Raw genomic sequence first — 25,647 nt, forward strand, 5'->3', positions numbered from 1 at the left:
GAAAGGGCCGATCACGTACCAGGTGTCGAGGAAGATCCGGTTGGCGAATGGCCCGCCCGGCCCCAGCTTGCGCCCGGCGCCCGCCCGCACCGCATTCGCGTCGACCGGCGGCGGCGCCACGAAGGCGCCGTAGCGGCGCCGGTCGCTGAAGCCTTCGCTCGACATGTCCAGCGAGCTGCCGCGCAGCGCCAGGGGATTGCCCATCCCCAGGCCGCTGGTGAGCGCGTCCAGCCGGCCGCCGAGCGCGGCCGAGTCGGCACCCGCGCCGCCGCTGAGGCCGCCGCCGTTCGTGCCGCTCGATCTTGCATCGCCAAGCGGGCCATCGCCGGACTTGCCGCCGCCCGGGTTCAGCTTGACGCCCTGCTGCTGCGCCAGCAACTGCGCGCGGCGCTGGGCCAGCGCGGCCTTGGCCTGGGCCGCCAGGCGCGCCCCCATCGCTTCCGGCGGCTGGCCCTTGGGCGGCGGCGGCTTGGGACGGCGCGCCTCCTCGGCTTGCACCCGCTTCAGCGCTTCCGGCTCGGGAATGCGCAGCAGGCGCGTCATCTCGGTGGCGCGGATCTTCTGCTGCACCGCCTCGATCGCAGCCGCCAGCTGGCGCGCCTTTTCTTCCGGGTCGCGCGCTGCCGCTTTGGCCCCGTCCTTGCCGCCCTGCCCCTTGGGCGCGCCGCCCGCGCTCTGCTCGAGCGCGTCCTTGATCTCTTCCATGGCGCGCAGCTGGCGCTGCATCTCGCGGCGCCCGGTCTGCTGCAGGGATTCATTGACCTGCGTGCGCAACCTGTCGTCGCGTTTGATCTCGACACGCACCGGACCGGCCGTGTAGAGCACCGCCGCCAGCAGCATGTGCGCGGCGACCGAGGCCGCCAGCCAGGGATAGCGGCGTGCCGGCTCCGTCCATGCCGGCCGTTCGAACCGGGGTTCGGCGAAGGAGACCATTCATTCCCGCCGCGTCAGCATCGCAATATTCGTCAGGCCCTCGAACTGGCACAGGTCGAGCACGCGGACGATGCTCTGGTAGGGCACCCGGCCGTCGCCCTCGATGCGCACCGGCCGGCCCGGTTGGCGTTGGGCTTCGTCGCGCAGGCGTTCGTGCAGGGCTTCGATACCCAAGCCTTCTTCGGCGCCGATCGAGACACGGCCGGCACGGTCGACGCGGATCACCAGCGGGTCCGGCGCCGCCTGTGTGCGCACCAGCGTGGCGCTGGAACGCGGCAGCTGGATCGGCAGCGGCTTGTCCTTGTGCTGCTGCTCCTTCTGCTTGAACGAGGTCGCGACCATGAAGAACATCAGCAGGAAGAAGATACAGTCGATCAGTGCGATCAGGCCGATCTCGGGCTGGTCGTCGTCGCCGAGATCAATGCGCACGATGTTGCTCCCACGTGTGCTCCCGCGCGCGCACCTCGTCCAGCAGCCGTCCCAGCTGGCGCTCGAGCAGGATGCCGATATTGATCATGCGGTGACGGAAGAAGTGGTGCAGCGCCAGCGACGGCAGCGCCACCGACAGCCCGGCCGCCGTGTTGACCAGCGCCTTCGAGATGCCGCCCGCCAGCAGGGTCGGATCGCCCATGCCGTTGAAGGCGATCACGTGGAAGGCCTCGATCATGCCGACCACGGTGCCCAGCAGGCCGACGATGGGCGCGATGGTGGCGACCACGTTCAAGGCGTAGGCCTTCTGCTGCTGCAGGCGCAGCTCCGTCGACGCGATCTCGGCGGCCCGCGCCGACAGGGCTTCAAGCGGCAGGCGCGGATGTCCGGCCATGAATTCCAGCACGCGCGCCAGGCTGCTGCGGTCCTCGACGGCGCGTGCCGCCAGCGCCTCGTAGTCGCCGGCCCGCCACAGGCCGAGCGCCTCGTCGGCCAGCGCCTGCGGCGCCACCTTCTGCGCGCGGAAGTTCGCCAGCCGCTCGAACGTCACCGCCAGCGCCAGCACGGACAGGGCGCCGATCACCAGGACGCCGGTGCCGCCTTCGAGCAGCTGGGAAGCAAGATTCAATTCCTCGGCGCCGGCCGGCGGCAGCAGGAAACAGCACAGGGCAAGCGCCAGCGCAGCGCGTCGGTTCATGGCAATCCTTTCGGCGAGTGTCAGCTGTTCTTTATTTCCAGATAATGTAACACATGAAATCCAAGCGAAAGCAGTTTTAATTTCTACAACATAGCAATTAATATGCAATCAAGTGGCATTTCAGGCGTTCGAGCTGCCATTTCAAGCGAGTGGTAAGAATGGCCTTCCGGCAAGCGCGGATACCGCTTTCGCCATATAATTGCATGTCATTAATTGGCATGTCATCAAACTAGGAACCGTCTTGGCGCTCACCGAATCCATCCTGAAAAACTTCATGCCACTGGTCGCCCAGTCCGCGCGCCAGTGGCGGCGGGCAATCGACCGCGAGCTGCAGCCGCTGGGCCTGACAGAAGCCACCTGGCTGCCGCTACTGCACCTGTCGCGCTCGTCCGAGCCGCCGCGCCAGAAGGATCTGGCGCGCGCGCTGCAGCTCGACAGCTCGTCGGTCGTTCGCCTGCTCGACGCGTTGCAGGCGGCCGGCTACATCGACCGCGCAGAAGGCCAGGACCGGCGCGCGAAGACCTTGCTGCTGACCGAAGCCGGCCATGCCGCCGTGCGCCAAGTGGAAGCCGTGGTGGACCGCGTGCGCGCCAAATATCTGGGCGCCGTGCCGGAGCGCGACTTGGCCACGGCATTCCGCACGCTGCAGCGGATTTCGGCGCAGCTCGCCGCCGACCTGGAGCCGGCCGAATGACGACATTGCCCCCCTCTTCCGCCGTCGTCCAGCGCCTGGCGCCGCCGATATGGTTGCTCGTGGTGGTCACCATGAGCAGCACGCTGGCCATGCACATGTTCGTGCCGGCCCTACCCTATGCCGCCCACGAACTGGGTGCCGGCATGGCCACGATGCAGATGACGATCAGCCTGTACATCATCGGGCTGGCAGTCGGTCAATTGTTCTACGGTCCGATGTCCGATGCCTACGGCCGCCGTCCCATGTTGATGGCCGGCCTCGGACTGTACACAGCGGCCGGCCTGTTCGCGCTGTGTGCAACTGGCGTACATTCGCTGATCGCGGCACGGTTGCTGCAAGCGCTGGGCGGTTGCGCCGGGCTGGCGCTGGGACGGGCCATCATTCGCGATTCGGCGCGCTCGGACCAGGCCATGCGCCAGCTCGCGCAGATGAACCTGATGATGATGATAGGTCCTGGCCTAGCGCCCCTGGTCGGTGGCGCCGTGGCGACGCTGTTCGGCTGGCGCGCCATCTTCGTCGTCCTGGCCTTGCTGGGCGCGCTGACGCTGGCCTGCGCGTGGCGCCTGCTGCCGGAGACGGGGACGCCGTCAGGCGTGATGAGTCCGAAAGTGCTGCTGAACGATTATCGCTGGCTGCTCAGGTCGCCGGTTTTCGTCGGCTTCACGCTCGGCGGCGGCTGCTCGACGACCTCGGTCTACGGCTTCATCGCGGCCGCGCCATTCATACTGACGACGCAGTTGCATCGCCCGCTGCACGAAGTCGGCTTCTATCTCGCGCTGCTCATCGTCGGCATGTCCCTGGGGAATGCGTTAACGGGCCGACTCGCCGGCCGGCTGCCGGCATCGCGCCTGCTGTTGGGCAGCAATATCCTCAGCCTCGTCAGCGCCGTCGCCTTCCTGCTGACCGTCATGGTGGGCGGGCTGACGCTGGTCGGCACGATGGGCTTGCTGTTCGCATACACGGTGGGCGCTGGAATGTCGAGTCCGGCCGCGCTGAGCAAGGCGGTGGGAGTGAACCGGCAACTGGTGGGGTCGGCGTCCGGCCTGTATGGATCCACGCAGATGGCGATCGGGGCCTTGTGCACGTCGCTGGCAGCGGTGGGGCGGAATCCGGCGCTCGCGGTGGCGTGCGTACTGGTGGGGGCGGCGGGGGTGGGGCAAGTGTCGTTTTGGGTCGCGCTTACGAAAGAGCAAGGCTGAAATGAGCGATTCGGAGCCGGCCGATCCCAAGGATCTGTTCCAGTTCGTCCGCAAGGCGAACTGCGCGCCGGCGCAGGTCGTGCAATCCGGTCTTCCCGCACCCTGGCCGGCGGCCTCTAGCGCTGCTTGAGCGGCTTATGCCCTTGAGGTCGCCGGCCCTGCCGGGGCAGCGCTAGTCTTCAGCCATTTTTGCGCAAAAGCGTCAGGATGTTCCGGGCGGCCGAAATGATAGCCTTGGGCTTCATCGCAATCGAGTGCCCGCAAGGCTTCCGCCTGGGCAGCCACTTCGACCCCTTCCGCAATCACCTGCAAGTCGAGATTGCGCGCCATGCCGATGATCGTGGTAACGATCGCGTCGCCGTGGTGATCCTTGAGCATGTCGCGCACGAAGGAGATGTCAATCTTCAGCTTGTCTACCGGCAGGCGCTTGAGATAGGAGAGCGATGAATACCCCGTGCCGAAATCGTCGATCGACAGCGCAAATCCTGCCGTTTTCAGCGTCGCCATGATCTCGATCGCCCGCTCCACGTTATTCATCAAAGTGCTCTCGGTCAGCTCCAGTTCGAAACAGGCCGGCGTCAGGCCCGCTGCGCGTACGATGTCCTGAATGCTCTCTGCGATGTCGATTTCGTCGAATTGGCGGGGAGCGAGATTGACCGCCAGGCGGCCGGGGAAGACCATGCCCGCATCCTGCCATGCCCTCATCTGGCGGCACGCCTCCCGCAAAACCCATTTGCCAAGTACCCCGATCATGCCGCGTGCCTCGGCGATCGGGATGAACTGCGCCGGACTGATCCAGCCGCGTTCCGGATCATTCCAGCGCAACAAGGCTTCGGCGCCGGTCAGCTGTCCTGTATGGAGATCGACCTTCGGCTGGTAATAAAGCTCCAGTTTTCCGTCGGTCAAGGCGCATTGCAGATTCCTGGCAAGTTCCAACCGCTCCGCCAAGCCGGTGCTCATTTCGGGCTGATAGCAAACGTAGCCGCCTCCCGTTGCCTTGACGCGATACATGGCAATGTCGGCGCACTTGAGCAGTTCGTCGCCGGTAACGCCATCTTCAGGGTAAAAGGAGATGCCGATACTGACGCCGACGGAAAAGCTGCCCGCGCTGGTGACGACCGGTTCGGCCAATGCCTGCTGCAGGCGCTCGGCAATGACGCTTCCGGTGACCCTGTCGTCGGTTTCGCTGACCACCACGAATTCATCGCCGGCCAGGCGCGCCAGCATTTCCTCGCCACGCAATGCAGCCTTGAAGCGTTTGGCGACTTTTACCAGCACCTGGTCGCCCACCCCATGGCCACGTGTATCGTTGATCTCCTTGAAGCGGTTGAGGTCCATGAACAGCAGCGCCAACACCCGTCCATGGCGCTTTGCCCTGGCAAGCGCCAGTTGCAGGCGATCCGTGAACAGGGTCCGGTTCGGCAGGCCGGTCAGCATGTCGTACAGGCCGAGGTGCTGGATTTTTTCTTCGGTTGCCTTGCGTTGCGTAATGTCCGTGTTAATGACGAACACCGATTGCGGTTGATGCTGCTCCTCATCGCGCACCAGCGTCCAATGACTCTCCACTGCGAACGTACTGCCGTCCTTGCGCCGATGCAGGAGTTCACCGCGCCATTCGTCCTGCTCGAGCAGGCGCCCGGAGAGCTCCACGATCAGTGCCGGATCGTCATACAGGAGTTCCAGCACCGATCGCCCTATCACCTCTTGCGAGGTCCACCCGTACAGCCGCTCAGCACTCTTGTTCCAGAATTGAACCTTGAAATCGATGCCCCGCACGACGATCGCATCGGTCGCCTTGTCGAGCAAGGAGGCCTGGTCGCGGTAACGCAAGGCATGCACGCGCGCTTCGTCGCGCAGGCGCTGCTCTTCCGTCACCTCCTCGACCAGCAACAACAGGCAGCGATCGCCGTCCGCGGAACGGATGCCCGCCAGGGCAATCCGCAGTCGTTTATCGGCCAGGGCAATGCCGATGCCATGCCGTGCCGAGCCTTCCCTGAGGATGCGCTCCGCCTGTACGCGCAACTCCCCGTGCGGAAGGATCGTGTCGAGGCCGAGGCCGGCGACGCCGCGATCGTCCTTCATCTCGACAATCTTGCGGAAGACATGATTGACGCTGATAACGCGCAGCGCTTCGTCCAGGACCACGAGTCCGACGGGAAGATGTGCAATGAGGTCTTCGGCGGAGGGGGTCAGTGCAAGAAGATCGGGGCAAGCTTGCGGCGATTCGATCTCCGCATGGAGTGCCACGAGCTTCACATTAGACATCTTTTTCATGCGCATCAAATCCTAGACTATCCGGTTCCTTCTTTGCCCTTGCCTGCCTATCCCGCCCCTTGCCGGCCCTGGGCTGGCCTGGTGCCAGCCTGAAAATGCTGACGAGTTTGGCCAGGCTCGTCGCCTGATCGTGCATCGCGCCGGATGCCGCGGCGGCTTGCTCGACGAGCGCGGCATTCTGTTGTGTCACCTGGTCCATCTGGCCCACGGCCTGGCTCACCTGTTCGATGCCGGCAGACTGCTCCGCGCTGGCAGCCGCGATCTCTGCCATGAGGTCGGTAACACGGCGCACGCTCGCGACGATTTCACTCATCGTGTCGCCAGCCCGTTGCACGAGTTCCGTGCCGTCGTCGACCTTCGAGACCGAGTCATCAATCAGGGCTTTGATTTCCTTTGCCGCGGCGGCGGACCGTTGTGCCAAGTTCCTGACTTCCGACGCCACGACGGCAAATCCGCGCCCCTGCTCCCCTGCACGCGCAGCTTCGACGGCGGCATTCAAGGCCAGGATGTTGGTCTGAAACGCGATGCCGTCAATAACGCCGATGATGTCGGCGATCCTGTGCGACGACTCATTGATGAGGTCCATCGTCTGGCCAACCTGGGCAGCCAGTGCTCCGCCCCTGGCAGCCACTTCGGACGCGGACCGTGCCATGTTGTTTGCCTGCCGTGCATTGTCTCCATTCTGCTTCACGGTTGCGGTCAGCTCCTCCATGGAAGATGCCGTCTCTTCCAGGGAACTCGCTTGTTGTTCGGTGCGTGCCGAAAGATCCTGATTGCCTGCCGAAATCTGGCTCGATGCCGTGGCGATCGTGTCCGTTCCGGCTCGGACCTGTCCCACCAGGTGAGCCAGGCTGTCGTTCATGTCCTTGAGCGCGTGCATCAGTTCACCTGTTTCGTCCTTCGATGTCACGACGATATGGCTCGAGAGGTCTCCCGACGCGACCTTTCTGGCCACCTCGACGGCATGTGCCAAAGGCTGAGTAATGCTGCGCGTGACCAGATACGCTGCGGCCACGGCCAACAGGACGGCAACCGTTGCGAGTTCAATCATCAGATTTCGCGCCGCCTCATACTCTCTGGCTGCCAGGTCCGCACTTGTTTTCATGAGCTCACCACCATAAGCAACGAGTGCACGTACCTGCGACATGTATTCGCCCTGCGCCGGGTTCAATTTCGCGACCAGGACCATGCGGGCTTCCTGCTTCCGGCCCTCCGCAAGAAGCTTCTGGAATTCTTCCTGCGAGCTTCGATATCGTGCCCGCGCCTCCTGGATCGCCTGGAACAATTTGAGCCCGCTTCCGGTGGCCAGAGTCCGGCCGATCTTCTCCAGATCGGCGCTGACCTCTGCCCGGATGATGTCGATCCGGTGCAACTCCGCCGCGGTTTCGGCAGTATCGTCCGTATTCAAGGCATTTCTCGAGTCGATCGCGACCTCGCTGATGCGATTCAGGATCTGGTTGGCGAGGACCACCTTCGGGTAGCGGTCACGAACGATCAGATTCGTCCCGTCATTGACCGAAGCGAGACGGCTCACCCCAAGGACCGTAATACCGATCACGAATGCCGTGACGAGCGCGAAGCCAGCGGCAAGGCGATGCCCAAGCTTGAGGTTAGAGAAGAACATGAGATCGAGAAGGGATTGATGAAATACGTCGGTTGCAGATTGAAGCACTCATGTATGTGACAAAAAGCAATGATTAGTTCCGTAATGCAACTATTTATCAGTAGTCGCACAATTGCAACTTGTCGTCAACCGACGGCAATTATGTTAGTCCTCAATGTGAACGCTGCCCCTGCGGGCTTGGCACGCAGACGGAATTCCGGATTGCTTGTTCGCCGCGTGGCTGGCGGCAAAGCTCAAGCTGTTGTTGGCGGAAGGATTGTCTTGATTCCAGAAAGGAAGCAGCGTACCTGAAGTGCAATGTAAGTCTGGATAGGAACGCCTTTATCGATCCCGTAGACATGGTGCCTGAATGCGTGATGGGAAATCGCGCCGTAGAGCATCCAGCCGATTTCATAAGCGAGGTCTTTGCTTGCCGGGACTTCAAGTCCGAGCTCGTACGCAACCTCCTCCATCGTGATATCGACCAACTGGGCGACAAACCCGTTGAAGTAATCCGACGCCATGCTCGTCCCCGCCAGCGACGCTGAAAGGATCGTCCTCAGCCAACGCGAAGTGAGAACCGACTCATAATAGTCGAGACAGAAGATGACCAGCCGCTCTTCCACCGGTTTGCTCCGATCCCGCAGCTGGTCCAGCCACATGGTCTTTACGGGTCCGATGACGTGCGTCTCATACAAAGCGTCCAGCAAGGCCGCCTTGTTGGGAAAAGCCCTGTACAGCAATCGTTGAGAGATGCCGCAAGCCTTGGCGAGCGCACGGGTATCCCCACGAATTCCGTGCTCGGAAAAAAATTGGTACGCAGTGTCGAGAATCTGGGCCCGCCGTTGGGCAAGCGGAACACGGCGGAGCGGGGAATCCTCCGCCACTCGAGGATTCCCGGCAGCGGTGTCGATTTCCTGTGGCGGCAGCGGCGCCCCCTCGTATTTGCGTCGCCACCGGAAAAAGGTCTGCTCGGTAATGCCGTGCTGTCTGCACAGATTCCGGATGACCACGTCAGCGGCCTCGGCCTGGCGCAGGATTCCAACAATCTGCTCGTCTGTAAAACGCTTCTTCATCTACGCCATGCACGGACAACAAGGAACTTTACAGCAGCACCAGATTATCCCGATGCACCAGTTCCGGCGCCTCGACATAACCGAGAATCGTCTCGATCTCGCTTGAAGCATGGCGCATGATGCGCTTCACTTCGGAAGCGGTGTAGTTGGTCAGTCCGCGCGCGATCTCGGTGCCGTCTTCGGCCATGCAGGTCACCAGCGCGCCGCGCCCGAAGTCGCCGCGCACGGCCGTTACGCCGATCGGCAGCAGCGACTTGCCTTCTTTCGCCAGCTTCTGCACGGCGCCAGCGTCCATCACCAGTTCGCCCGCCGTGTGCAGGTGGTCGACCATCCACTGGCGGCGCGCGGTCAGGCGCGCGGTCGGCGCCAGCAGCTGGGTGCCGATCGGCTCGCCGCCGGCCAGGCGCACCAGCACATTGTCTTCCCTGCCCCAGGCGATCACGGTATGCGCGCCCGAACGTGCGGCACGCTTGGCGGCCAGCACCTTGGTCAGCATGCCGCCGCTGCCGATGCTGCTGCCGGCGCCGCCGGCCATCGCTTCGAGCGAGGTGTCGCCGGCCTGGGCTTCGGCGATCAGCTTCGCCTGCGGGTCCTTGCGCGGGTCGGCCGAGTACAGGCCCTTCTGGTCGGTCAGGATGACCAGGGCGTCGGCCTCGATCAGGTTGGCGACCAGCGCGCCGAGGGTGTCGTTGTCGCCGAACTTGATCTCGTCCGTGACCACGGTGTCGTTCTCGTTGATGATCGGGACCACGCCCAGGCGGAGCAGCGTGGTGAGCGTCGAGCGCGCGTTCAGGTAGCGCTCGCGGTCGGCCAGGTCGGCGTGAGTGAGCAGCACCTGGGCGGTCTTCACGCCGTGGGTGGCGAAGCTGGTTTCGTAGATCTGGGCCAGGCCCATCTGGCCGCAGGCGGCGCAGGCCTGCAGTTCGTGGATGTCGGTCGGGCGCGACGTGAAACCGAGGCGCAACATGCCTTCGGCGATCGCGCCGGAGGACACCAGTACGACTTCCTTGCCGAGGGTGCGCAGCGAGGCGATCTGGGCGGCCCAGCGCGCGATCGCGGCGTTGTCGAGGCCGCGGCCTTCGTTGGTGACGAGCGAGGAACCGACCTTGACGATGATACGGGCGGCGGGATGGATGACGGAAGTGGCGGAAATGGCGGAGCTCATGATGAGGGCAGTGGCGAGAAAGGCATTCCGCGCGGGCGAAGCAGCAGCAGCGCCAGGCCGACCAGCACTTCGATTCCGCTAACGGCGAACAATAAGCCCTGGGGCAGGCCGATCGCGAAGGATGCGACGAGGCGGCCGAGCGGCTGCGCCAGGATGAATAGTGCTGCGAGGTCGCCGAGGATGGGCTGGTCGCCCCGCCTGGCCGCCAGCAGAGCCAGCCCCGCGGTGGCGAGGCGCACTCCGACATAGATGGCGTAGAACTGGCTGTAGCCGTTCACGCCGACGAGAAACAGGCCCATCGCGCCCGCGGTCCGGTCCGGATCGAGCAATGCCGACAGCGCGGCCAGCGAACTGGCCGTGGCGGTCACCCGCAGCAGCTGGCTGCGCAGGTTCAGGCGGCGCGATGGGCTCAGGAACAACTTTGGTGCCGGATCAGTCTTCGAGAATCTTGAAGCGCGGATCGTCCGGATCGATGGACGAGATGCCGCGCGCTTCCTCGGTCATCTGCTTTTCTTCCGAACGGTGCTCGAGGTGGCGCTTCTCTTCCAGATATTTGTAGATGGCGTGGACCAGGTCTTCGCAGCCTTCGCGGTTCAGGGCCGAGATCTCGAACACCGGGCCCTTCCAGGCCAGTTTCTTGACGAAGTCCTTGACCAGCTTCTTGCGCTCCTCTTCCGGCACGACGTCCAGCTTGTTCAGCACCAGCCAGCGCGGTTTGTTGACCAGCTCCTCGTCGAACTTCTCGAGTTCCTTGACCAGGGCCTTGGTCTCCTTGACCGGGTCGGTCTTGCCGTCCGCCGGCGCGAAGTCGACGATGTGCAGCAGCAGGCCGGTGCGGCTCAGGTGGCGCAGGAACTGGTGGCCCAGGCCGGCGCCTTCCGCCGCGCCTTCGATCAGGCCGGGGATGTCGGCGATCACGAAGCTCTTCTCGTGCGAGACGCGCACCACGCCAAGGTTCGGATGCAAGGTCGTGAACGGGTAGTCGGCGATCTTCGGACGCGCGTTCGACACGGCCGTGATGAAGGTCGACTTGCCGGCGTTCGGCATGCCCAGCAGGCCGACGTCGGCCAGCACCTTCAGCTCGAGACGCAGCGCGCGGCGCTCGCCTTCCTTGCCTTCGGTCTTCTGGCGCGGCGCGCGGTTGGTCGAGGTCTTGAAGTGGATGTTGCCCCAGCCGCCCTCGCCGCCCTTGGCCAGCAGTTCGATCTGGCCGTGTTCCGTCATATCGGCCAGGATCTCGCCGTTGTTGTCGTCGATGATCAGGGTGCCGACCGGCATGCGCAGGTAGACATCCTCCGCGCCCTTGCCGTAGCAGTCGGAGCCGCGGCCCGGTTCGCCGTTGCGCGCCGTGTGCACCTTGGAGAAACGGAAGTCGACCAGCGTGTTGACGTTGCGGTCGGCAATCGCCCAGATCGAGCCGCCGCGGCCGCCGTCGCCACCGTCCGGACCGCCGAACGGACGGAATTTCTCGCGCCGGAACGAGGCGCAGCCGTTGCCGCCGTCACCGCCGATGACTTCGATTCTTGCTTCGTCGATAAACTTCATGATGAACCACCAAAACTGAGGGCTATGTCACTGTTAAATGTGCCACAAGATGGGCCCATGGATACGCACTTAACGGTGACAACGCCAGAAATTAAAAAGGCTCTACCTGTGGGCAGAGCCTATCGATTGCAAGGCTTGCGCCTCACTTCGCGGAACCTCGCCTAGGCAAGGTTCCACTGCGCCGCGTATTAGGCAGCGACTGCTTCAGCAGCAACGACGGTCACGTACTGCTTCGAACCGACGCCTTGCTTGACGAACTTGACATTGCCGTCGACCAGCGCGAACAGGGTGTGATCCTTGCCCATGCCGACGTTGGTGCCCGGACGCACGGTGGTGCCGCGCTGACGCACGATGATGCCGCCTGCGTTGATCGTCTGGCCGCCGTAGACCTTCACGCCGAGGCGCTTGCTTTCTGAATCACGGCCGTTGCGGGTAGTACCGCCGCCTTTTTTGTGTGCCATTTAGATGCTCCTTGATGACTGATGAGGACGCGCGGCAATTAGCCGTTGATCGCAACCACTTGGATTTCGGTGTAGTTCTGGCGATGGCCCTGACGCTTCTGGTAGTGCTTACGACGACGCATCTTGAAGATACGCACTTTGTCGTGGCGACCCTGCGAAACAACAGTCACGCGAACCGAAGCACCTTCCACCAGCGGAGCACCAAACTTGATGCTCTCGCCCTCGCCTACTGCGAGAACCTGATCGATAGTGAGTTCGGAACCAATGTCTGCCGGTATCTGTTCGATTTTGAGTTTTTCGCCAGCGACAACTTTATACTGCTTGCCACCGGTTTTTATGACCGCGTACATGATTTGAAACCTCATTGATTGTTAAGAAAATTCCTGCGAATCCGGCGTACGGCATGCTCGGGATTCGGGGAACAGAGGATTATACATTGGCCCCGCCACCCGCGCAACTCATGTGAAAAAGCGCGAGATTTGCTTGCTTATCGTATAATCGCGCCACTTAACACATCCACATCGCACTCAACGTCAAGCAGGTCCGCCTTGTCCGCCGCCACCCAAACCGCCCAACAAAACCCCATCACCCGCACGATCGCAGCCGACATGGAGGCCGTGAACGGGGTGATCCGACAGCGGCTGCAGTCGGACGTCGCACTGGTGAACCAGATCGCCGAATACATCATCAGTGCCGGCGGCAAGCGGATCCGTCCGGTGCTCGTGCTGCTGCTGGCGAACGCCTACGGCTACCAGGGCGCCGGCCACCACGAACTGGCGGCGGTGGTGGAATTCATCCACACCGCGACCCTGCTGCACGACGACGTGGTCGACGAATCCTCGATGCGCCGCGGCCGCCAGACCGCCAACGCGATGTTCGGCAACGCCGCCTCGGTGCTGGTCGGCGACTACCTGTACTCGCGCGCGTTCGAGATGATGACCAGCCTGGACGACATGCGCGTGATGGAGATCCTGTCGCGCGCCACCACCGTAATCGCCGAGGGTGAAGTCCTGCAGCTGCTGAACATGCACGACCCGGACGTGACCCAGGACAGCTACCTGAACGTGATCCGCTCCAAGACCGCCAAGCTGTTCGAAGCTGCCGCCCAGCTCGGCGCCCTGGTGGCCGGCGCGGATAACGCCCAGATCGACGCCGCCGGCGAGTACGGCCGCTCGCTGGGCACCGCGTTCCAGCTGATCGACGACGTGCTCGACTACGCCGGCGACGCCACCGAGATCGGCAAGAACGTCGGCGACGACCTGCGCGAAGGCAAGCCTACCCTGCCCCTGATCTACGTGATGGAAAACGGCAGCGCCGAGCAGCGCGAACTGATCCGCAGCTGCATCGAGCAGGGCGACGAGACCCATTTCGACGCCGTGCTGGCTGCCGTCACCACCAGCGGCGCGCTCGACTATACGCGCCGCGCAGCCGAAGCCGCCGCCAAGCGCGCCGCCGACGCGATCGCCGACCTGCCGGAGAGCGAATTCAAGCAGAGCCTGCTGCAGCTGTGCCGCTTCGCAGTTGACAGGAACCATTGAGGCAACTATAGTAATGCCTTCCCGAGATTCGGCAACGGGTCTCAAACCAGTCGGGGTGTAGCTTAGCCCGGTAGAGCGCTACGTTCGGGACGTAGAGGCCGGAGGTTCGAATCCTCTCACCCCGACCATCAGTTTTCTCCCTCAGCAGTATCCATACCAGTCGGGGTGTAGCTTAGCCCGGTAGAGCGCTACGTTCGGGACGTAGAGGCCGGAGGTTCGAATCCTCTCACCCCGACCACAGAATTCCATCGAAAAGCCCCGCCCTCGGGGCTTTGTCATTTCTACGGGATTTATCCTCCCGCGCCCCTGTCTCAGCAACACCAAGCCTACCATGCTTGCCTCGATCGTCACGTCCGGCCTCTACGCATCCTTCACGGTGCTGCTCATCGCCTGCTGGCGCGCTGCTCGGGTGCTACCTCGACAGCATCGCCGGCGTGAAAATGCTGCTCCTCGACGTGTAAAAGATCCCGATCGGCGCGCACTCGGCGTGGTGGGATCGAGTCTGGAGATGTCCCGCCGTTGAATTTACATTAGTGCTAATGTATTATCTGGCGCATGGATCCCAAACAACATCCCGGGCTCGGCGAACTGCTTCGCTATGTCAACGAACTGGTCGAACATGGCGCCGAGGAGCATTACCGTGCGATGCGCCTGGATTACCGGGCGCGCTACACCCCGGTATTGCGGGCACTGAAGGCCGGCGCGCAGACCGTCACCGACATCACCGAGCGGACCCGCCTGACGCAAGGCGCCATCAGCCAGACCGTCGCGCTGCTGGAGGGCGACGGTCTGGTTTCGCGTCACGCCGTCGACGATGGGCGCAAGAGCGGCATCCGGCTCACCGCGGCCGGGCGCACCCTGGTGGCCAAGCTCGAACGGCACTGGACCGCGACCTTCGCCGCCATCGGCAATCTCGAGGAAGAAATCGGCTACCCGCTGCGGCGGGCGCTGGAGGCCGCGGCCGAAGCCCTGGAACGCGAAGGATTCTCTGCCCGCGTCAGCATCGCGAAAACACAAAATACCAAGCAAGGAGATGCACATGTCGACGAATAGCCAGCCGGCCCGCAACTGGTTCGACCAGGGCGGCCAGGCCTACGCCCGATTCCGGCCCGAGTATCCGCGCCAGCTCGCGGCTTTCCTGGCCTCGCAGGCGCCGGACGACGCGCTTGCCGTCGATGTCGGCTGCGGCAACGGCCAGCTGACGCAGCTGCTTGCTCCTTACTTCGGCAAGGTGGTCGGGCTCGATCCGAGCGCCGACCAGATCGCGAACGCGGCCCCGAACGAGCGGATCGATTACCGCTGCGCGTCCGCCGAACAGCTGCCGCTGCGTGATGCCGGCGCCAGCCTGATCACCGCGGCCCAGGCTGCGCACTGGTTCGACCTGCCCGCCTTTTACCGGGAAGTCCGCCGGATCGCCAGGCCGGGCGCCATCCTCGCGCTGGTCAGCTACGGCGTGCTGAAGCTCGACCCGGCGCTCGATGCGCGCTTCCAGACATTCTATTGGGACGAGATCGGGCCGTACTGGCCGGCGGAACGAAAGCTGGTCGATACCGGCTACGCGACCATCGATTTTCCCTTCGAAGAACTGGCGCCGCCGGCGCTGGAGATCCGCCTCGACTGGCACCTGTCCGAGTTCCTGGGCTATCTCACGACCTGGTCCGCGGTACGCAGCGCAAGGGAAGCGGGAAAGGAAGAGCTGCTGGTACGATTTGCGAACGATATCGCGCAGGCCTGGGGCGACCCGGACCTCAGTCGGACCATTTGCTGGCCCATCAATATGCGGATCGGCCGGGTTTGAGGCCGCATGGATTACCTGAGCCTCAAACACTTCCACATGGGCTGCGCCGCCCTCTCCGGTTCCTTGTTCCTGCTGCGCGGCGCCTGGATGCTGCGCGCCTCGACCATGCTGCAGCAGCGCTGGGTGCGCGTGGCGCCGCACATCGTCGACACCCTGCTGCTGGCCAGCGCGATCGGCCTGGCCGCCTGGAGCCATCAATATCCCGGCCGGCAGCCGTGGCTGACGGCCAAGGTGCTCGCCCTGCTCGGCTACATCGTGCTGGGCTCGATCGCCCTGAAACGCGGGCGCACAAAAGGACAGCGCCAGGCCGCGTTTGCCGCGGCGCTGGCGCTGTTCGCCTACATCGTGCTCGTGGCCGTCACCAAGCGGCCCTTTCCCTTCGATTGACTATTTTCCGCTGCGCAGGCGCACTAGCAGCGCACCACCGGCCGACACGGTCGCCAGCAGCGTCACGCCGATCCAGCCCCAGCTTGCCAGCACCTGGGCGCCGAGCAGGCCGCCGGTCGCCATGCCGATGAACATGCAGGTCATCAGCACCGCGTTCAGGCGGCTGCGCGCTTCCGGCGCGATGCCGTAGACGATGCTCTGGTGCGAGATCAGGCTGGCCTGCACACCCAGGTCGAAACCGACCGTGGCCAGCGCCAGCAGCACCAGCTGGGCCTGCACCGGAAGCAGCGGCATCAGCAGCATCGCGGCGAACGACACCACGGCAATGGCGCAGGCGATGCGCAGCACCCATTCCGGGCCGTGACGGTCCGCCAGGCGGCCGGCGAAGGGCGCGGCCAGGGCACCGGCGGCGCCGGCCAGGCCGAAGGCGCCGGCAGCACCCGAGCCCAGGTGGAACGGGGCCTCGTGCAGCATCACCGCCAGGGTCGACCAGAAGGCCGAGAAGCCGAGCGCCAGCAGACTTTGGGCCAGCGCGGCCTGGCGCAGCTTCGGGTATTCGCCCCACAGGTGAACCAGCGATTTCAACAGCTCCGGATACGGCTTGCTGGTGGTCGGCGCAAAGCGCGGCAAGCCCTTCGCCAGCACCACGGCCAGCACAGCCACGCTGGCGGCGGCCGCGACGAACATCGCGCGCCAGCCGGCGGTCTCGGCGACGAAGCCGCTCACCACACGCGACAGCAGGATGCCCATCAGGAGGCCCGTCATCACCGTGCCGACCGCCTTGCCGCGCTCTTCCGGCGGAGCCAGCGTCGCGGCGGCGGGGACGATGTCCTGGGCCACGGTCGCGAATAGCCCGACCAGCAAACTCGCCACCAGCAGCACCGGCAGGCCCGGCGCGAAGCCGGTCAGCAGCAGCGCGGCGCACAGGATCACCGCCTTCAGCAGGATGATGTTGCGGCGGTCGAAGCGGTCGCCCAGCGGCGCCAGCAGCAGCAGACCGAGCGCGTAGCCGAGCTGGGTGAGGGTCGGGATCCAGCCGATCTCGCGCGGGCTGGCGTGCAGGTCGCCGGCCAGTACGCCCAGGGTCGGCTGGCTGTAGTAGAGGGCGGCCACGGTCAGGCCGGTGGCGCCGGCCAGCAAAAAGCTCAGCGACGACGACAGGTGGGGCCGCGCGTGGGCGGTCTGGACGGTGTTCATGGTGCGGTTCCGGTGATTCTCGATGGCGCCATTATCCTTGGCTGGGCTTGAGAACGGTAGACGGGTCGGACGTCGAAGTGTTATACGATGAACGTATGAACACAGACCTTAACAGCCTTGTTTCCACCACCGACCGCATAACCGATCGCATGATGCTCGTAGAAACCTTCGTCCGCATCGTCGATGCCGGCAGCCTGTCGGCGGCCGCGCGGCTGCTGGAGACTACCCAGCCCACCGTCAGCCGGCGCCTGAAGACGCTGGAGAAATCGCTGGGCGTGCGCCTGCTGCAGCGCTCCACGCACGCGATGAAGCTGACCGACGACGGCATGCGCTGCTATACGCGGGCCAAGGAGCTGATCGCCGGCTGGCAGGAATTCGAGAGCGAGATCCGGGGTGCCGGCGAGGAACCGGTGGGATTGCTGCGCGTGATCGCGCCGCATGCCTTCGGCCAGCAGCAACTGGTGGGGCCGCTGGCCGAGTACCTGAGGCGCTATCCGAAGATGTCGGTCGACTGGACCCTGCACGACCGCACGCCGGACTTCATCGCCGAGGGCATCGATTGCGCGATCCGGGTCGGCGACATTCCCGACCCGTCGGTGGTCGCGATCCGGCTGGGCGAAGTGCCGCGCATCGTGGTCTGTGCGCCCTCCCTGCTGGAAGGCCGCCCGGTGCCGACCCACCCGGGCGAGCTGGCCGACCTGTCCTGGATCGCAGTGTCGCCCTACTACCGCAACGAGGTCGCGCTGACGCACAGGCAGAGCGGCGAGACGCTGCGCTTTCCGGTCCAGCCGCGCCTGGTGACCGACAACCTGTATGCGATGCGCAGCGCCCTGCTGCAGGATGTGGGCGTAGCGGTCGGCTCGTCCTGGGCCGTGCGCGAGGAGCTCGAGGCCGGCCGTTTGGTGCAGCTGACGCCGGACTGGGAAGCGGCGCCGCTGCCCATCCACCTGATCTATCCGCCGGCGCGCTTCTATCCGGCGCGGCTGCGGCGCTTCATCGACATCATGCGGGTCGCGGTGCCGCAGGCCTTCGGGATCCTGCCCGCTGAGCGGACCGGGCCGCCTTTCGAGCCTTCCTAGTTAGCGGCCTGCACCGATCCGATGCCCGACGCAGTCTTGTTGACGATGCGCGGCTTGCCGTAATAGCTCAGGTTGCCCATGCCCTCCACCACCGCGTCGAGCCGGTTCCTGGCGTAGACCTTGACGTCGCCGATGCCGCGAAAACGGACGTCCACGTCGTTCGCAAGCAGGGCTTTCGCATCGACTTCGCCGACGCCTTCCGCCTTCATGCTGAAGGTCTTCACTTCGCCGTTGATGCCCACGCTGCCGGCACCCCGGTAGTTCACGTCGAGGCGTTCGCCTCGAACCTGGTTGAGCCTGATCTCGCCCGCCCCTTCGACCTCGAGCGCGCGCAGCGCCGGCATGGTGATGACGACGCGCTGGTCGCCTTTGGAGTTGAGCTTCTTGTCCCTGTCGGGCATGCGCAGGCGCAGTTCGCCGTCTACCACTTCGCTCGTCAGGTCCTTGATGAACCTGGGGTCGCCCCGCACGGTCAGCGACTGCGCCTTGCCCGCATCCACGGTAACGCTGATCGGCCCATGCACGCTGATCGACGTGAACGCCGGCGCGTTGCGGAGCTGCTCGTCCGCCTGGGCGGTGGCGGCAAGGGAAAGGACGGCGGCAAGGGCAAGTGTGATTGGGCGCATCGCAGAACTCCCGGTTGGGTTAAGGTGAAATCATTCTAAGCAGAGATCTCCCGCCCGGCCGGTATTTTGCGATGAACTGCATGATTCGCTGCCTTATCTGCCAAATGCACTGCTAGACCGCCAGCAGCGCCCGTATCTCCGGCACGCAGGAACCGCAGTTGCCGCCCGCCTTCACGCAGGCGGTGACCTCCGACGCATCTTTCAGCCCATGCTTTTCGATGGCGATGCGGATCGTGTTGCGGCCCACGCCGAAGCAGGAGCAGACGGTCGGCCCCGGATCGCCCCCCTGCTCCCTTGCGCGGCCGGACAGCAGGCCGGCGCGGTCCTGCGGCGACAGCTCCTGCTTGCCGAACATCTGCGCCAGCCAGTTCCGGGACGGAGAACCGGGTGCCGGCAGGTCCTGGCGCTGGGACACGAACAGGCAAGCCTCGATGCGGCCGTCGATCAGGTGGGCCGCGCGGTACACGCCCCCGCTGCGGTCCTCGAGCTCGATCCAGTCGGCGTCCTCGTCCTCCACTTTCAGCAGGCGCCGTGCCCAGCCGGCCGCTTCGGCAAAGGGATTGCGCCCGGCCAGCTCGTAGCGGACAAAGCCGCTGCCCTGGATGCGGGTCCAGTTGGCCGCTTCTTCCAGCGGCAGTTCGGTGCGGCTGAGGATGAAGCCGTACCAGTTCACGCCGAAGGGTTCGACGCGCACCGGCGTATGTTTGAACTCCGGCTCGCCCGAGACCGGATCGACCGCCGGATTGACGATGCTGCCCACGCGCGCATCGGACGCCGTCTGCCCGCTCCAGTGGATCGGCATGAACACGTTGCCGCGCGCGATGCCGCCGCCGTGCCGCACGCGCGCCACGCCCGCGCCCCAGCGGCTGCTCACACGCGCCAGCTCGCCGTCCTTCACGCCGCACAGCAAGGCATCCTGCGGGTGCAGGTCGACGAAGGGTTCCGGCACATGCTCGGCCAGTTTGACGGAGCGCCCGGTGCGCGTCATCGTGTGCCACTGGTCGCGCACGCGGCCGGTGTTCAGCACCAGCGGAAAGTCCGCGTCAGGCGCATGCGCGGGCAGGCGCGCGCGCGTGGCCACGAAGCGCGCCCTGCCGTCCGGATGCGAGAAACGGCCGTCGCCGAACAGGCGCCGGGTGGCGTCTCCAGGGCGGCGCACCGGCCACTGCACGGGTTCCAGGGCGTCGTATTCGGCGCCGCTCAAGCCGGCCAGTCCGCCAATGTCGAAGATGCGGCGGCGCTGGCTGCCGGCACCGTTCTGCCAGCCCGACAGGCGCGCATGCTCGTCGAAGATCTGGTGCGGCGAGCTGAAATCGAAACCCGTAAAGCCCATGCGGCGCGCGAGCTCGCAGACGATCTCCCAGTCCGGCCGCGCCTGTCCCGGCGCAGCAAGAAAGCCGCGCTGGCGCGAGATGCAGCGCTCGGAATTGGTGACCGTGCCGTCCTTCTCGCCCCAGCCCAGGGCCGGCAGCAGCACGTGCGCCATCTCGTTGGTGTCGGTGCCGAGCACGATGTCGGACGCCACCACCAGCTCGCACTTTTCCAGGGCGCGCCTGGCCTGGTCCGCATCCGGCAGGCTGACCAGCGGATTGGTGGCCATGATCCACACGGCCTTCACGCTGCCCTCCTCGATCGCGCGGAACAGGTCGACCGCCTTCAGGCCGGGCTTGTCGGCGATGCGCGGCGCATCCCAGAATGCCCGCACGGCGGCGCGCTGGCCCGGATCGTCCAGCTCCATGTGCGCCGCCAGCATGTTGGCCAGGCCGCCCACCTCGCGTCCGCCCATCGCGTTCGGCTGGCCGGTCAGCGAGAACGGTCCCATGCCGGGATGGCCGATGCGGCCCGTCGCCAGGTGGCAGTTGATGATGGCGTTGACCTTGTCGGCGCCGCTGGAGGACTGGTTCACGCCCATGGTGAAGGCGGTGACGGTCTTTTCCGTCTTCGCGAACAGTTCATAAAAGGCCAGCAGCTGTTGCGGATCCAGTTTGCAGGCCTTGGCCACGTCGAGCAGACTGCCGGCCTGCCCGGCCGCCTCCAATGCATCCCCGAGGCCGGCCGTGTGCGCATCCACGAAGGCCGCGTCCAGCGCCCCCTGCGTGGCCAGGTAAGCCAGCAGTCCGTTGAACAGCCAGACGTCGCTGCCCGGTTTCAGCGGCAGGTGCAGGTCGGCCAGGTCGCAGGTGGCGGTGCGGCGCGGATCGATCACGACCACCTTCATCGCCGGCCGCGCTTCCCTGGCGCGCGCGATGCGCTGGTACAGGGTCGGGTGGCACCAGGCGGCGTTCGAGCCCACCAGCACCACCAGGTCGGCCAGTTCGAAATCCTCGTAGCAGCCGGGCACGATGTCTTCGCCGAAGGCGCGCTTGTGGCCGGCCACCGCCGCGGACATGCACAGACGCGAATTGGTGTCGATGTTTGCGCTGCCGACATAGCCCTTCATGAACTTGTTGGCGACGTAATAATCCTCGGTCAGCAGCTGGCCGGAGACATACAGCGCCACCGCGTCCGGGCCGTGTTCGGCGATGATCTTCTGAAACCCGCCGGCCACCTTGTCGAGCGCCTCGTCCCAGGAGCTCTCGCGCAGCACGCCCTGTTCACGCAACATGGGAGAAAGCAGGCGCCCGTCGAGGCCAACGGTCTCGCCCAGCGCCGAGCCCTTCACGCACAGGCGGCCCTGGCTGGCCGGATGGGCCTCGTCCCCGAGAATGGCGAGCTGCCCATCCTGGCCGAGCTGGGCGCGCACGCCGCAGCCGACGCCGCAATAGGGACAGGTGGTGCGCACGGTGGTGGGGATGGCGGACAGTTTCATGCAAGACTCCGGTTACGCGGCTGCCAGGGCCTGCGCCTGGCCGAACAGCAAATGGTTGCGGATGGATGCGATGTCGGTGCGGTTCTGGATCAGCTCGAAGTACCAGGGCCCGTCGCCGACGTCGCCGTACAGAACCACGCCCAGCAGGCGGCCGCCGCCGACCACCAGGCGTTTATACACGCCGCCGCGGCGGTCGCGCAGCACCAGGTCTTCGCTGCCCTCGCTGCCGACGATGTCGCCGGCCGAGTACAGGTCCACGCCGGTCACCTTCAGTTTGGTGGCGGTAGCCTGCTGCACGTAGCGGCGGTGGCCGGCGCCCGCCAGGTGGGCCGCGCACACGCGCGCCTGGTCCCAGATCGGCGCCACCAGGCCGAAGGTGGCGCGGCGGTGCTGCACGCATTCGCCGACGGCGTAGACGCGCGGGTCGTAGGTCTGCAGGGTGTCGTCGACCACGATCGCGCGCTCGACGTGCAAGCCGGCCTCCCGGGCCAGCGCGACGTTGGGACGCACGCCGGCCGCCATCACCACCAGGTCGGCCGGGATGGCCTCGCCATCGGTGAAGCGCACCGCCTGTACCCTGCCCTCGCCTTCGATGGCGGCGGTCTCGCGGCTCAGCAGGATGCGCAGGCCGCGCCGCTCCAGCGAAGCGCGCAGCAGCTCGGCAGCCGGCGCGTCCAGCTGCTGGTTCATCAGGCTGGCGGTCACGTGCACCACGCTCACCTCCATGCCCCGGCGCAGCAAGCCGTTCGCGGCTTCCAGGCCCAGCAGGCCGCCGCCGATCACGACCGCGCGCCCGCCCGCGCGCGCCGCCGCCAGCATGGCGTCGACATCGTGCAGGTCGCGGAAACCGATCACGCCGGACAGCTCATGGCCAGGCACCGGCACGATGAAGGGTGTCGATCCGGTGGCGATCAACAGCCGGTCGTAGGACACCGCCAGGCCCGAAGCGGCATGCACGATGCGCTGCTTCCGGTCGATGCGCACGACCGGATCGCCGGCGTGCAGCGTGATGCCGTTGGCGGCGTACCACTCGCGCGTGTGCAGCATGATGTCGTCGACCGTCTTCTCGCCCGCCAATACCGGCGATAACAGGATCCGGTTGTAGTTCCCATGCGGCTCGGCGCCGAACACGGTGATGTCGTACCTGTCGCGGTCCAGCTTCAGCAGTTCCTCGACCGTGCGCATGCCGGCCATGCCGTTGCCGATCACGACCAGCGATGGCCGGTTCATGATGCCCCCACCCAGACCTGGCCGTTCTCGACGCGCACCGGATAGCTGGACACCGAGTTGTGCGGCGCCTCCAGGCACTCGCCGGTCTGCAGGTCGAAGTGCTGCTTGTAGATGGGCGAAGCCACCACCACACGCTCGCCGATGCTGCCGACCAGGCCGCGCGACAGCACGGCGGCGTGCGAATTCGGATCGTAGTTATCGATGGCGAACAGGCTCGGGGACTCGGCCCCGATGCGGAACACGGCCACCTGGCGCCCGTTCAGCAGCGCGCACACGCCGGTATCCGGCACGATGCGGTCGAGGGGGCAGACGGCGTTCCACTGGTTCAACTGAAGGTCACGATGCATGATGGTTCTCCTTGATGAGGTATTACGCGCTGCGGATGATGGGGATGACGCGGCGTTCTTCCGGCGTGGCCGGCCGCACCTGGCCGCGCTCCGGCATGAAGACCACGTTGTCGTCGACGCCTTCGCTGTTGACGAAGCTGCGGAAGCGCGCGCGCACGGCCGGGTCTTCGACCGCGTTCTTCCACTCGTCGGCATAGCTGTCGACCACGCGCTGCATGTCGGCCTCGAGCTCGGCGCCGATGCCCAGGCTGTCCTCGACCACCACCTGCTTCAGGTAATCCAGGCCGCCTTCCAGGCCTTCGCGCCAGGTGCTGGTGCGCTGCAGGCGGTCGCCGGTGCGCACGTAGAACATCAGGAAGCGGTCGACCAGCTTCACGACGTCTTCTTCAGTCAAGTTCGACGCCAGCAGCTCGGCATGGCGCGGCTTCATGCCGCCGTTGCCGCACACGTAGAGGTTCCAGCCTTTATCCGTGGCGATCAGACCGACGTCCTTGCCCTGCGCCTCGGCACACTCCCTGGTGCAGCCGGACACGCCGAACTTGATCTTGTGCGGCGCGCGCAGGCCCTTGTAGCGGTTTTCCAGCGCGATGCTAAAAGCCATGCTGTCGCCCACGCCGTAGCGGCACCAGGTCGAGCCGACGCAGGACTTCACGGTGCGCAGCGACTTGCCGTAGGCGTGGCCGGACTCGAAGCCGGCCGCGATCAGCTCTTCCCAGATCGACGGCAGCTGGTCGACGCGGGCACCGAACATGTCCACGCGCGCACCGCCCGTGATCTTGGTGTACAGGCCGTATTTTTTCGCGACCTGTCCCACCGCGATCAGGCCGTCCGGCGTCACTTCGCCGCCCGGCATGCGCGGCACCACGGAATAGGTGCCATCCTTCTGGATATTCCCGAGGAAGTAATCGTTCGAATCCTGCAGGCTGGCGTGCTCCGGCTTCAGCACGAAGTCGTTCCAGGTCGAGGCCAGGATGTTGGCGGCGACCGGCTTGCAGATGTCGCAGCCCAGGCCCTTGCCGTGCTTGCCCAGCAGCTCGGCGAAGCTCCTGATCTGGCCAACCCGCACCAGGTGGTGCAGCTCCTGGCGCGAGTACGGGAAGTGTTCGCACAGGTGCTTGCTGACGGCCAGGCCGGCCTTCGCCATCTCGGCTTTCATGATCTGGTTCACCAGCGGCACGCAGCCGCCGCAGGAAGTGCCGGCGTTGGTGCAGGCTTTGACGGCCGCGATGTCGCAGGCGCCGCCCACCACCGCGTCCATGATCGCGCCCTTGCTGACCGCGTTGCAGGAACAGACCTGGGCCGTGGCCGGCAGCGCCTCGACGCCGAGCGCCGGACGCGCACCCTCGCCTTGCGGCAGGATCAGGAACTCGGGCGCGGCCGGCAACTTCAGGCCATTCAGCATGGTCTGCAGCAGCTTGCCGTATTCCGCCGCGTCGCCGACCAGCACCGCGCCCAGCAGGCGCTTGCCGCAATCGGACACGACGATCTTCTTGTAGATGCGTTTTCTCTCGTCGCTGAACTGGAAGCTGCGGCTGCCTTCGGTATTCCCGTGCGCGTCGCCGATCGAGGCCACGTCCACGCCCATCAGTTTCAGCTTGGTGCTCATGTCGGCGCCCGCGAAGGTGCCTTCCTGGCCCAGCAGCGCGCGCGCCACGGTGCGCGCCATGTCGTAGCCGGGCGCGACCAGGCCGAAGGTCTGGCCGTTCCAGGCCGCGCACTCGCCGATCGCATACACGTCCGGGTCCGAGGTGAGGCAGGCGTCGTCGATGGCGATGCCGCCGCGCGCGCCGAGGGACAAGCCGCAGGCGCGCGCCAGCTCGTCGCGCGGGCGGATGCCGGCCGAGAACACGATCATATCGGTCTCGAGGACGCTGCCGTCGGCAAACTCCATGCGGTGCGCGGCCGTGTCGCCATCGACGATGCGCAGGGTGTTCTTCTGCGTGTGCACGGTCACGCCCAGTTCCTCGATGCGCGAGCGCAGCATGCGTCCGCCCAGCTCGTCGACCTGCACTGCCATCAGGCGCGGCGCGAATTCGACCACGTGGGTGTCGAGCCGCATGTCGCGCAGCGCCTTGGCGCACTCCAGGCCCAGCAGGCCGCCGCCGATGACCACGCCCGAACGCGCATTCGAACCGCAAGCCAGCATCGCTTCCAGGTCTTCGATGGTGCGGTAGACGAAGCAGCCGTCACGCTCGCGGCCCTCTACCTGCGGCACGAAGGGAGACGAACCGGTGGCGAACACCAGCTTGTCGTAGCCCAGCACTTCGCCGTCCGCCAGGGTGACGGTCTTCGCGGCGCGGTCGATTGCCACGGCTTTCGCATTCAGGCGCAGATCGAGACCATCGCGCTCGAAGAAGCCCGGCGCCACCAGCGACAGCTCGTCGGCGCTGCGGCCGGCAAAAAACTCCGACAAGTGCACCCGGTCGTAGGCCGGGCGCGGCTCTTCGCACAGCACCGTCACATCGAAGCCGTGGCCGGCGCTGGCGTCGGCAAACAGGGTTTCGAGAAATTTGTGGCCCACCATGCCGTGGCCGATGACGATCAGTTTCATAATCCGTAT

The 25,647-nt window shown here is 65.5% G+C and carries 24 protein-coding genes, 2 tRNA genes and 1 pseudogene; 10 read left to right on the forward strand and 17 right to left on the reverse strand.

Features of this window, described 5'->3' with window-relative positions; genetic code table 11:
* From ACI48D_RS05675 to ACI48D_RS05685, 3 genes and pseudogenes are all read right to left on the reverse strand, one after another.
* Positions 1-933: pseudogene (locus tag ACI48D_RS05675) on the reverse strand (hypothetical protein); the annotation flags it as partial.
* Positions 934-1,362 (reverse strand): ExbD/TolR family protein, encoded by a 429-nt coding sequence (locus ACI48D_RS05680; RefSeq protein ID WP_435570248.1) that lies wholly within the window; start codon positions 1,360-1,362, stop codon positions 934-936.
* Complete coding sequence (locus tag ACI48D_RS05685; RefSeq protein ID WP_435570249.1) at positions 1,352-2,059, reverse strand: MotA/TolQ/ExbB proton channel family protein; 708 nt, start codon at positions 2,057-2,059, stop codon at positions 1,352-1,354. Before ACI48D_RS05685 ends, ACI48D_RS05680 begins: the two co-directional genes overlap by 11 nt.
* Before the next feature lie 274 nt (positions 2,060-2,333).
* Here ACI48D_RS05685 and ACI48D_RS05690 point away from each other — a divergent pair, with 274 nt between their 5' ends.
* The 3 genes from ACI48D_RS05690 to ACI48D_RS05700 are packed head-to-tail and all read left to right on the forward strand — an operon-like array spanning position 2,334 to position 4,082.
* Complete coding sequence (locus ACI48D_RS05690; protein ID WP_435570250.1) at positions 2,334-2,753, forward strand: MarR family winged helix-turn-helix transcriptional regulator; 420 nt, start codon at positions 2,334-2,336, stop codon at positions 2,751-2,753.
* Positions 2,750-3,952: a multidrug effflux MFS transporter gene (locus tag ACI48D_RS05695; RefSeq protein ID WP_435570251.1), complete on the forward strand. Its 1,203-nt coding sequence runs from the start codon at positions 2,750-2,752 to the stop codon at positions 3,950-3,952. Before ACI48D_RS05690 ends, ACI48D_RS05695 begins: the two co-directional genes overlap by 4 nt.
* A gap of 1 nt (position 3,953) precedes the next feature.
* Positions 3,954-4,082 carry a hypothetical protein gene (locus ACI48D_RS05700; protein ID WP_435570252.1) on the forward strand — a complete coding sequence of 43 codons (129 nt, stop codon included), beginning with the start codon at positions 3,954-3,956 and terminating at the stop codon, positions 4,080-4,082.
* A 5-nt stretch (positions 4,083-4,087) separates the two neighbouring features.
* Here the strand turns inward: ACI48D_RS05700 and ACI48D_RS05705 are convergent, their stop codons facing one another.
* From ACI48D_RS05705 to rplU, 8 genes are all read right to left on the reverse strand, one after another.
* Positions 4,088-6,226 (reverse strand): putative bifunctional diguanylate cyclase/phosphodiesterase, encoded by a 2,139-nt coding sequence (locus tag ACI48D_RS05705; protein WP_435570253.1) that lies wholly within the window; start codon positions 6,224-6,226, stop codon positions 4,088-4,090.
* On the reverse strand, positions 6,210-7,850 hold the full coding sequence (locus tag ACI48D_RS05710; protein ID WP_435570254.1) for a methyl-accepting chemotaxis protein: 1,641 nt from the start codon (positions 7,848-7,850) through the stop codon (positions 6,210-6,212). The genes ACI48D_RS05705 and ACI48D_RS05710 overlap by 17 nt, the downstream gene beginning before the upstream one ends.
* Positions 7,851-8,083: 233 nt before the next feature.
* Positions 8,084-8,905, reverse strand: coding sequence for a transposase (locus ACI48D_RS05715; RefSeq protein WP_435570255.1), 822 nt, complete (start codon positions 8,903-8,905; stop codon positions 8,084-8,086).
* Between the two features lie 28 nt (positions 8,906-8,933).
* Positions 8,934-10,070 (reverse strand): glutamate 5-kinase, encoded by a 1,137-nt coding sequence (gene proB / locus ACI48D_RS05720; protein WP_435570256.1) that lies wholly within the window; start codon positions 10,068-10,070, stop codon positions 8,934-8,936.
* A complete protein-coding gene (locus ACI48D_RS05725) occupies positions 10,067-10,489 on the reverse strand; it encodes a hypothetical protein (protein WP_435570257.1) in 423 nt (140 codons plus the stop codon). The genes proB and ACI48D_RS05725 overlap by 4 nt, the downstream gene beginning before the upstream one ends.
* A 13-nt stretch (positions 10,490-10,502) precedes the next feature.
* Entirely contained in the window at positions 10,503-11,615 is a 1,113-nt protein-coding gene (obgE, locus tag ACI48D_RS05730; protein ID WP_435570258.1) for a GTPase ObgE, read from the reverse strand.
* Between the two features lie 188 nt (positions 11,616-11,803).
* Positions 11,804-12,076: a 50S ribosomal protein L27 gene (gene rpmA / locus ACI48D_RS05735; RefSeq protein WP_435570259.1), complete on the reverse strand. Its 273-nt coding sequence runs from the start codon at positions 12,074-12,076 to the stop codon at positions 11,804-11,806.
* 38 nt (positions 12,077-12,114) lie between these two features.
* Positions 12,115-12,426, reverse strand: coding sequence for a 50S ribosomal protein L21 (rplU, locus tag ACI48D_RS05740; protein ID WP_047824747.1), 312 nt, complete (start codon positions 12,424-12,426; stop codon positions 12,115-12,117).
* A 198-nt stretch (positions 12,427-12,624) separates the two neighbouring features.
* On the opposite strand from rplU, the gene ispB reads away from it, so the two are divergent.
* The 6 genes from ispB to ACI48D_RS05770 all read left to right on the forward strand — a co-directional run bounded on the left by ispB (position 12,625) and on the right by ACI48D_RS05770 (position 15,799).
* Positions 12,625-13,614: an octaprenyl diphosphate synthase gene (gene ispB, locus ACI48D_RS05745; RefSeq protein WP_435570260.1), complete on the forward strand. Its 990-nt coding sequence runs from the start codon at positions 12,625-12,627 to the stop codon at positions 13,612-13,614.
* A 51-nt stretch (positions 13,615-13,665) separates the two neighbouring features.
* A tRNA-Pro gene (locus ACI48D_RS05750) sits at positions 13,666-13,742 on the forward strand.
* Between the two features lie 33 nt (positions 13,743-13,775).
* Positions 13,776-13,852: transfer RNA gene (locus ACI48D_RS05755), tRNA-Pro, on the forward strand.
* A 317-nt stretch (positions 13,853-14,169) separates the two neighbouring features.
* Entirely contained in the window at positions 14,170-14,667 is a 498-nt protein-coding gene (locus tag ACI48D_RS05760; protein WP_435570261.1) for a MarR family winged helix-turn-helix transcriptional regulator, read from the forward strand.
* Positions 14,654-15,412, forward strand: coding sequence for a class I SAM-dependent methyltransferase (locus ACI48D_RS05765; RefSeq protein ID WP_435570262.1), 759 nt, complete (start codon positions 14,654-14,656; stop codon positions 15,410-15,412). Before ACI48D_RS05760 ends, ACI48D_RS05765 begins: the two co-directional genes overlap by 14 nt.
* Positions 15,413-15,418: 6 nt before the next feature.
* Positions 15,419-15,799 carry a SirB2 family protein gene (locus ACI48D_RS05770; RefSeq protein WP_435570263.1) on the forward strand — a complete coding sequence of 127 codons (381 nt, stop codon included), beginning with the start codon at positions 15,419-15,421 and terminating at the stop codon, positions 15,797-15,799.
* On the opposite strand, the gene ACI48D_RS05775 is transcribed toward ACI48D_RS05770, so the two are convergent.
* Positions 15,800-16,996, reverse strand: a complete 1,197-nt coding sequence (locus tag ACI48D_RS05775; RefSeq protein ID WP_435570264.1) for an MFS transporter — start codon at positions 16,994-16,996, stop codon at positions 15,800-15,802.
* 149 nt (positions 16,997-17,145) lie between these two features.
* Between ACI48D_RS05775 and ACI48D_RS05780 the strand changes: the two genes are divergently transcribed.
* Entirely contained in the window at positions 17,146-18,075 is a 930-nt protein-coding gene (locus ACI48D_RS05780) for a LysR family transcriptional regulator (protein ID WP_435570265.1), read from the forward strand.
* On the opposite strand, the gene ACI48D_RS05785 is transcribed toward ACI48D_RS05780, so the two are convergent.
* The 5 genes from ACI48D_RS05785 to nirB all read right to left on the reverse strand — a co-directional run bounded on the left by ACI48D_RS05785 (position 18,072) and on the right by nirB (position 25,638).
* Positions 18,072-18,701, reverse strand: a complete 630-nt coding sequence (locus ACI48D_RS05785) for a head GIN domain-containing protein (RefSeq protein ID WP_435570266.1) — start codon at positions 18,699-18,701, stop codon at positions 18,072-18,074. The two genes, ACI48D_RS05780 and ACI48D_RS05785, sit on opposite strands and share 4 nt — an antisense overlap.
* A 112-nt stretch (positions 18,702-18,813) precedes the next feature.
* On the reverse strand, positions 18,814-21,510 hold the full coding sequence (locus ACI48D_RS05790; protein ID WP_435570267.1) for a molybdopterin-dependent oxidoreductase: 2,697 nt from the start codon (positions 21,508-21,510) through the stop codon (positions 18,814-18,816).
* A 12-nt stretch (positions 21,511-21,522) separates the two neighbouring features.
* Positions 21,523-22,740 carry an NAD(P)/FAD-dependent oxidoreductase gene (locus ACI48D_RS05795; protein WP_435570268.1) on the reverse strand — a complete coding sequence of 406 codons (1,218 nt, stop codon included), beginning with the start codon at positions 22,738-22,740 and terminating at the stop codon, positions 21,523-21,525.
* A complete protein-coding gene (gene nirD, locus ACI48D_RS05800) occupies positions 22,737-23,087 on the reverse strand; it encodes a nitrite reductase small subunit NirD (RefSeq protein ID WP_435570269.1) in 351 nt (116 codons plus the stop codon). Before nirD ends, ACI48D_RS05795 begins: the two co-directional genes overlap by 4 nt.
* A gap of 22 nt (positions 23,088-23,109) precedes the next feature.
* A complete protein-coding gene (gene nirB, locus ACI48D_RS05805; protein WP_435570270.1) occupies positions 23,110-25,638 on the reverse strand; it encodes a nitrite reductase large subunit NirB in 2,529 nt (842 codons plus the stop codon).
* Positions 25,639-25,647: the final 9 nt, after the last annotated feature.

It is taken from the genome of Massilia sp. LXY-6 (genome assembly GCF_051233485.1).
Taxonomy (GTDB): domain Bacteria; phylum Pseudomonadota; class Gammaproteobacteria; order Burkholderiales; family Burkholderiaceae_D; genus Telluria.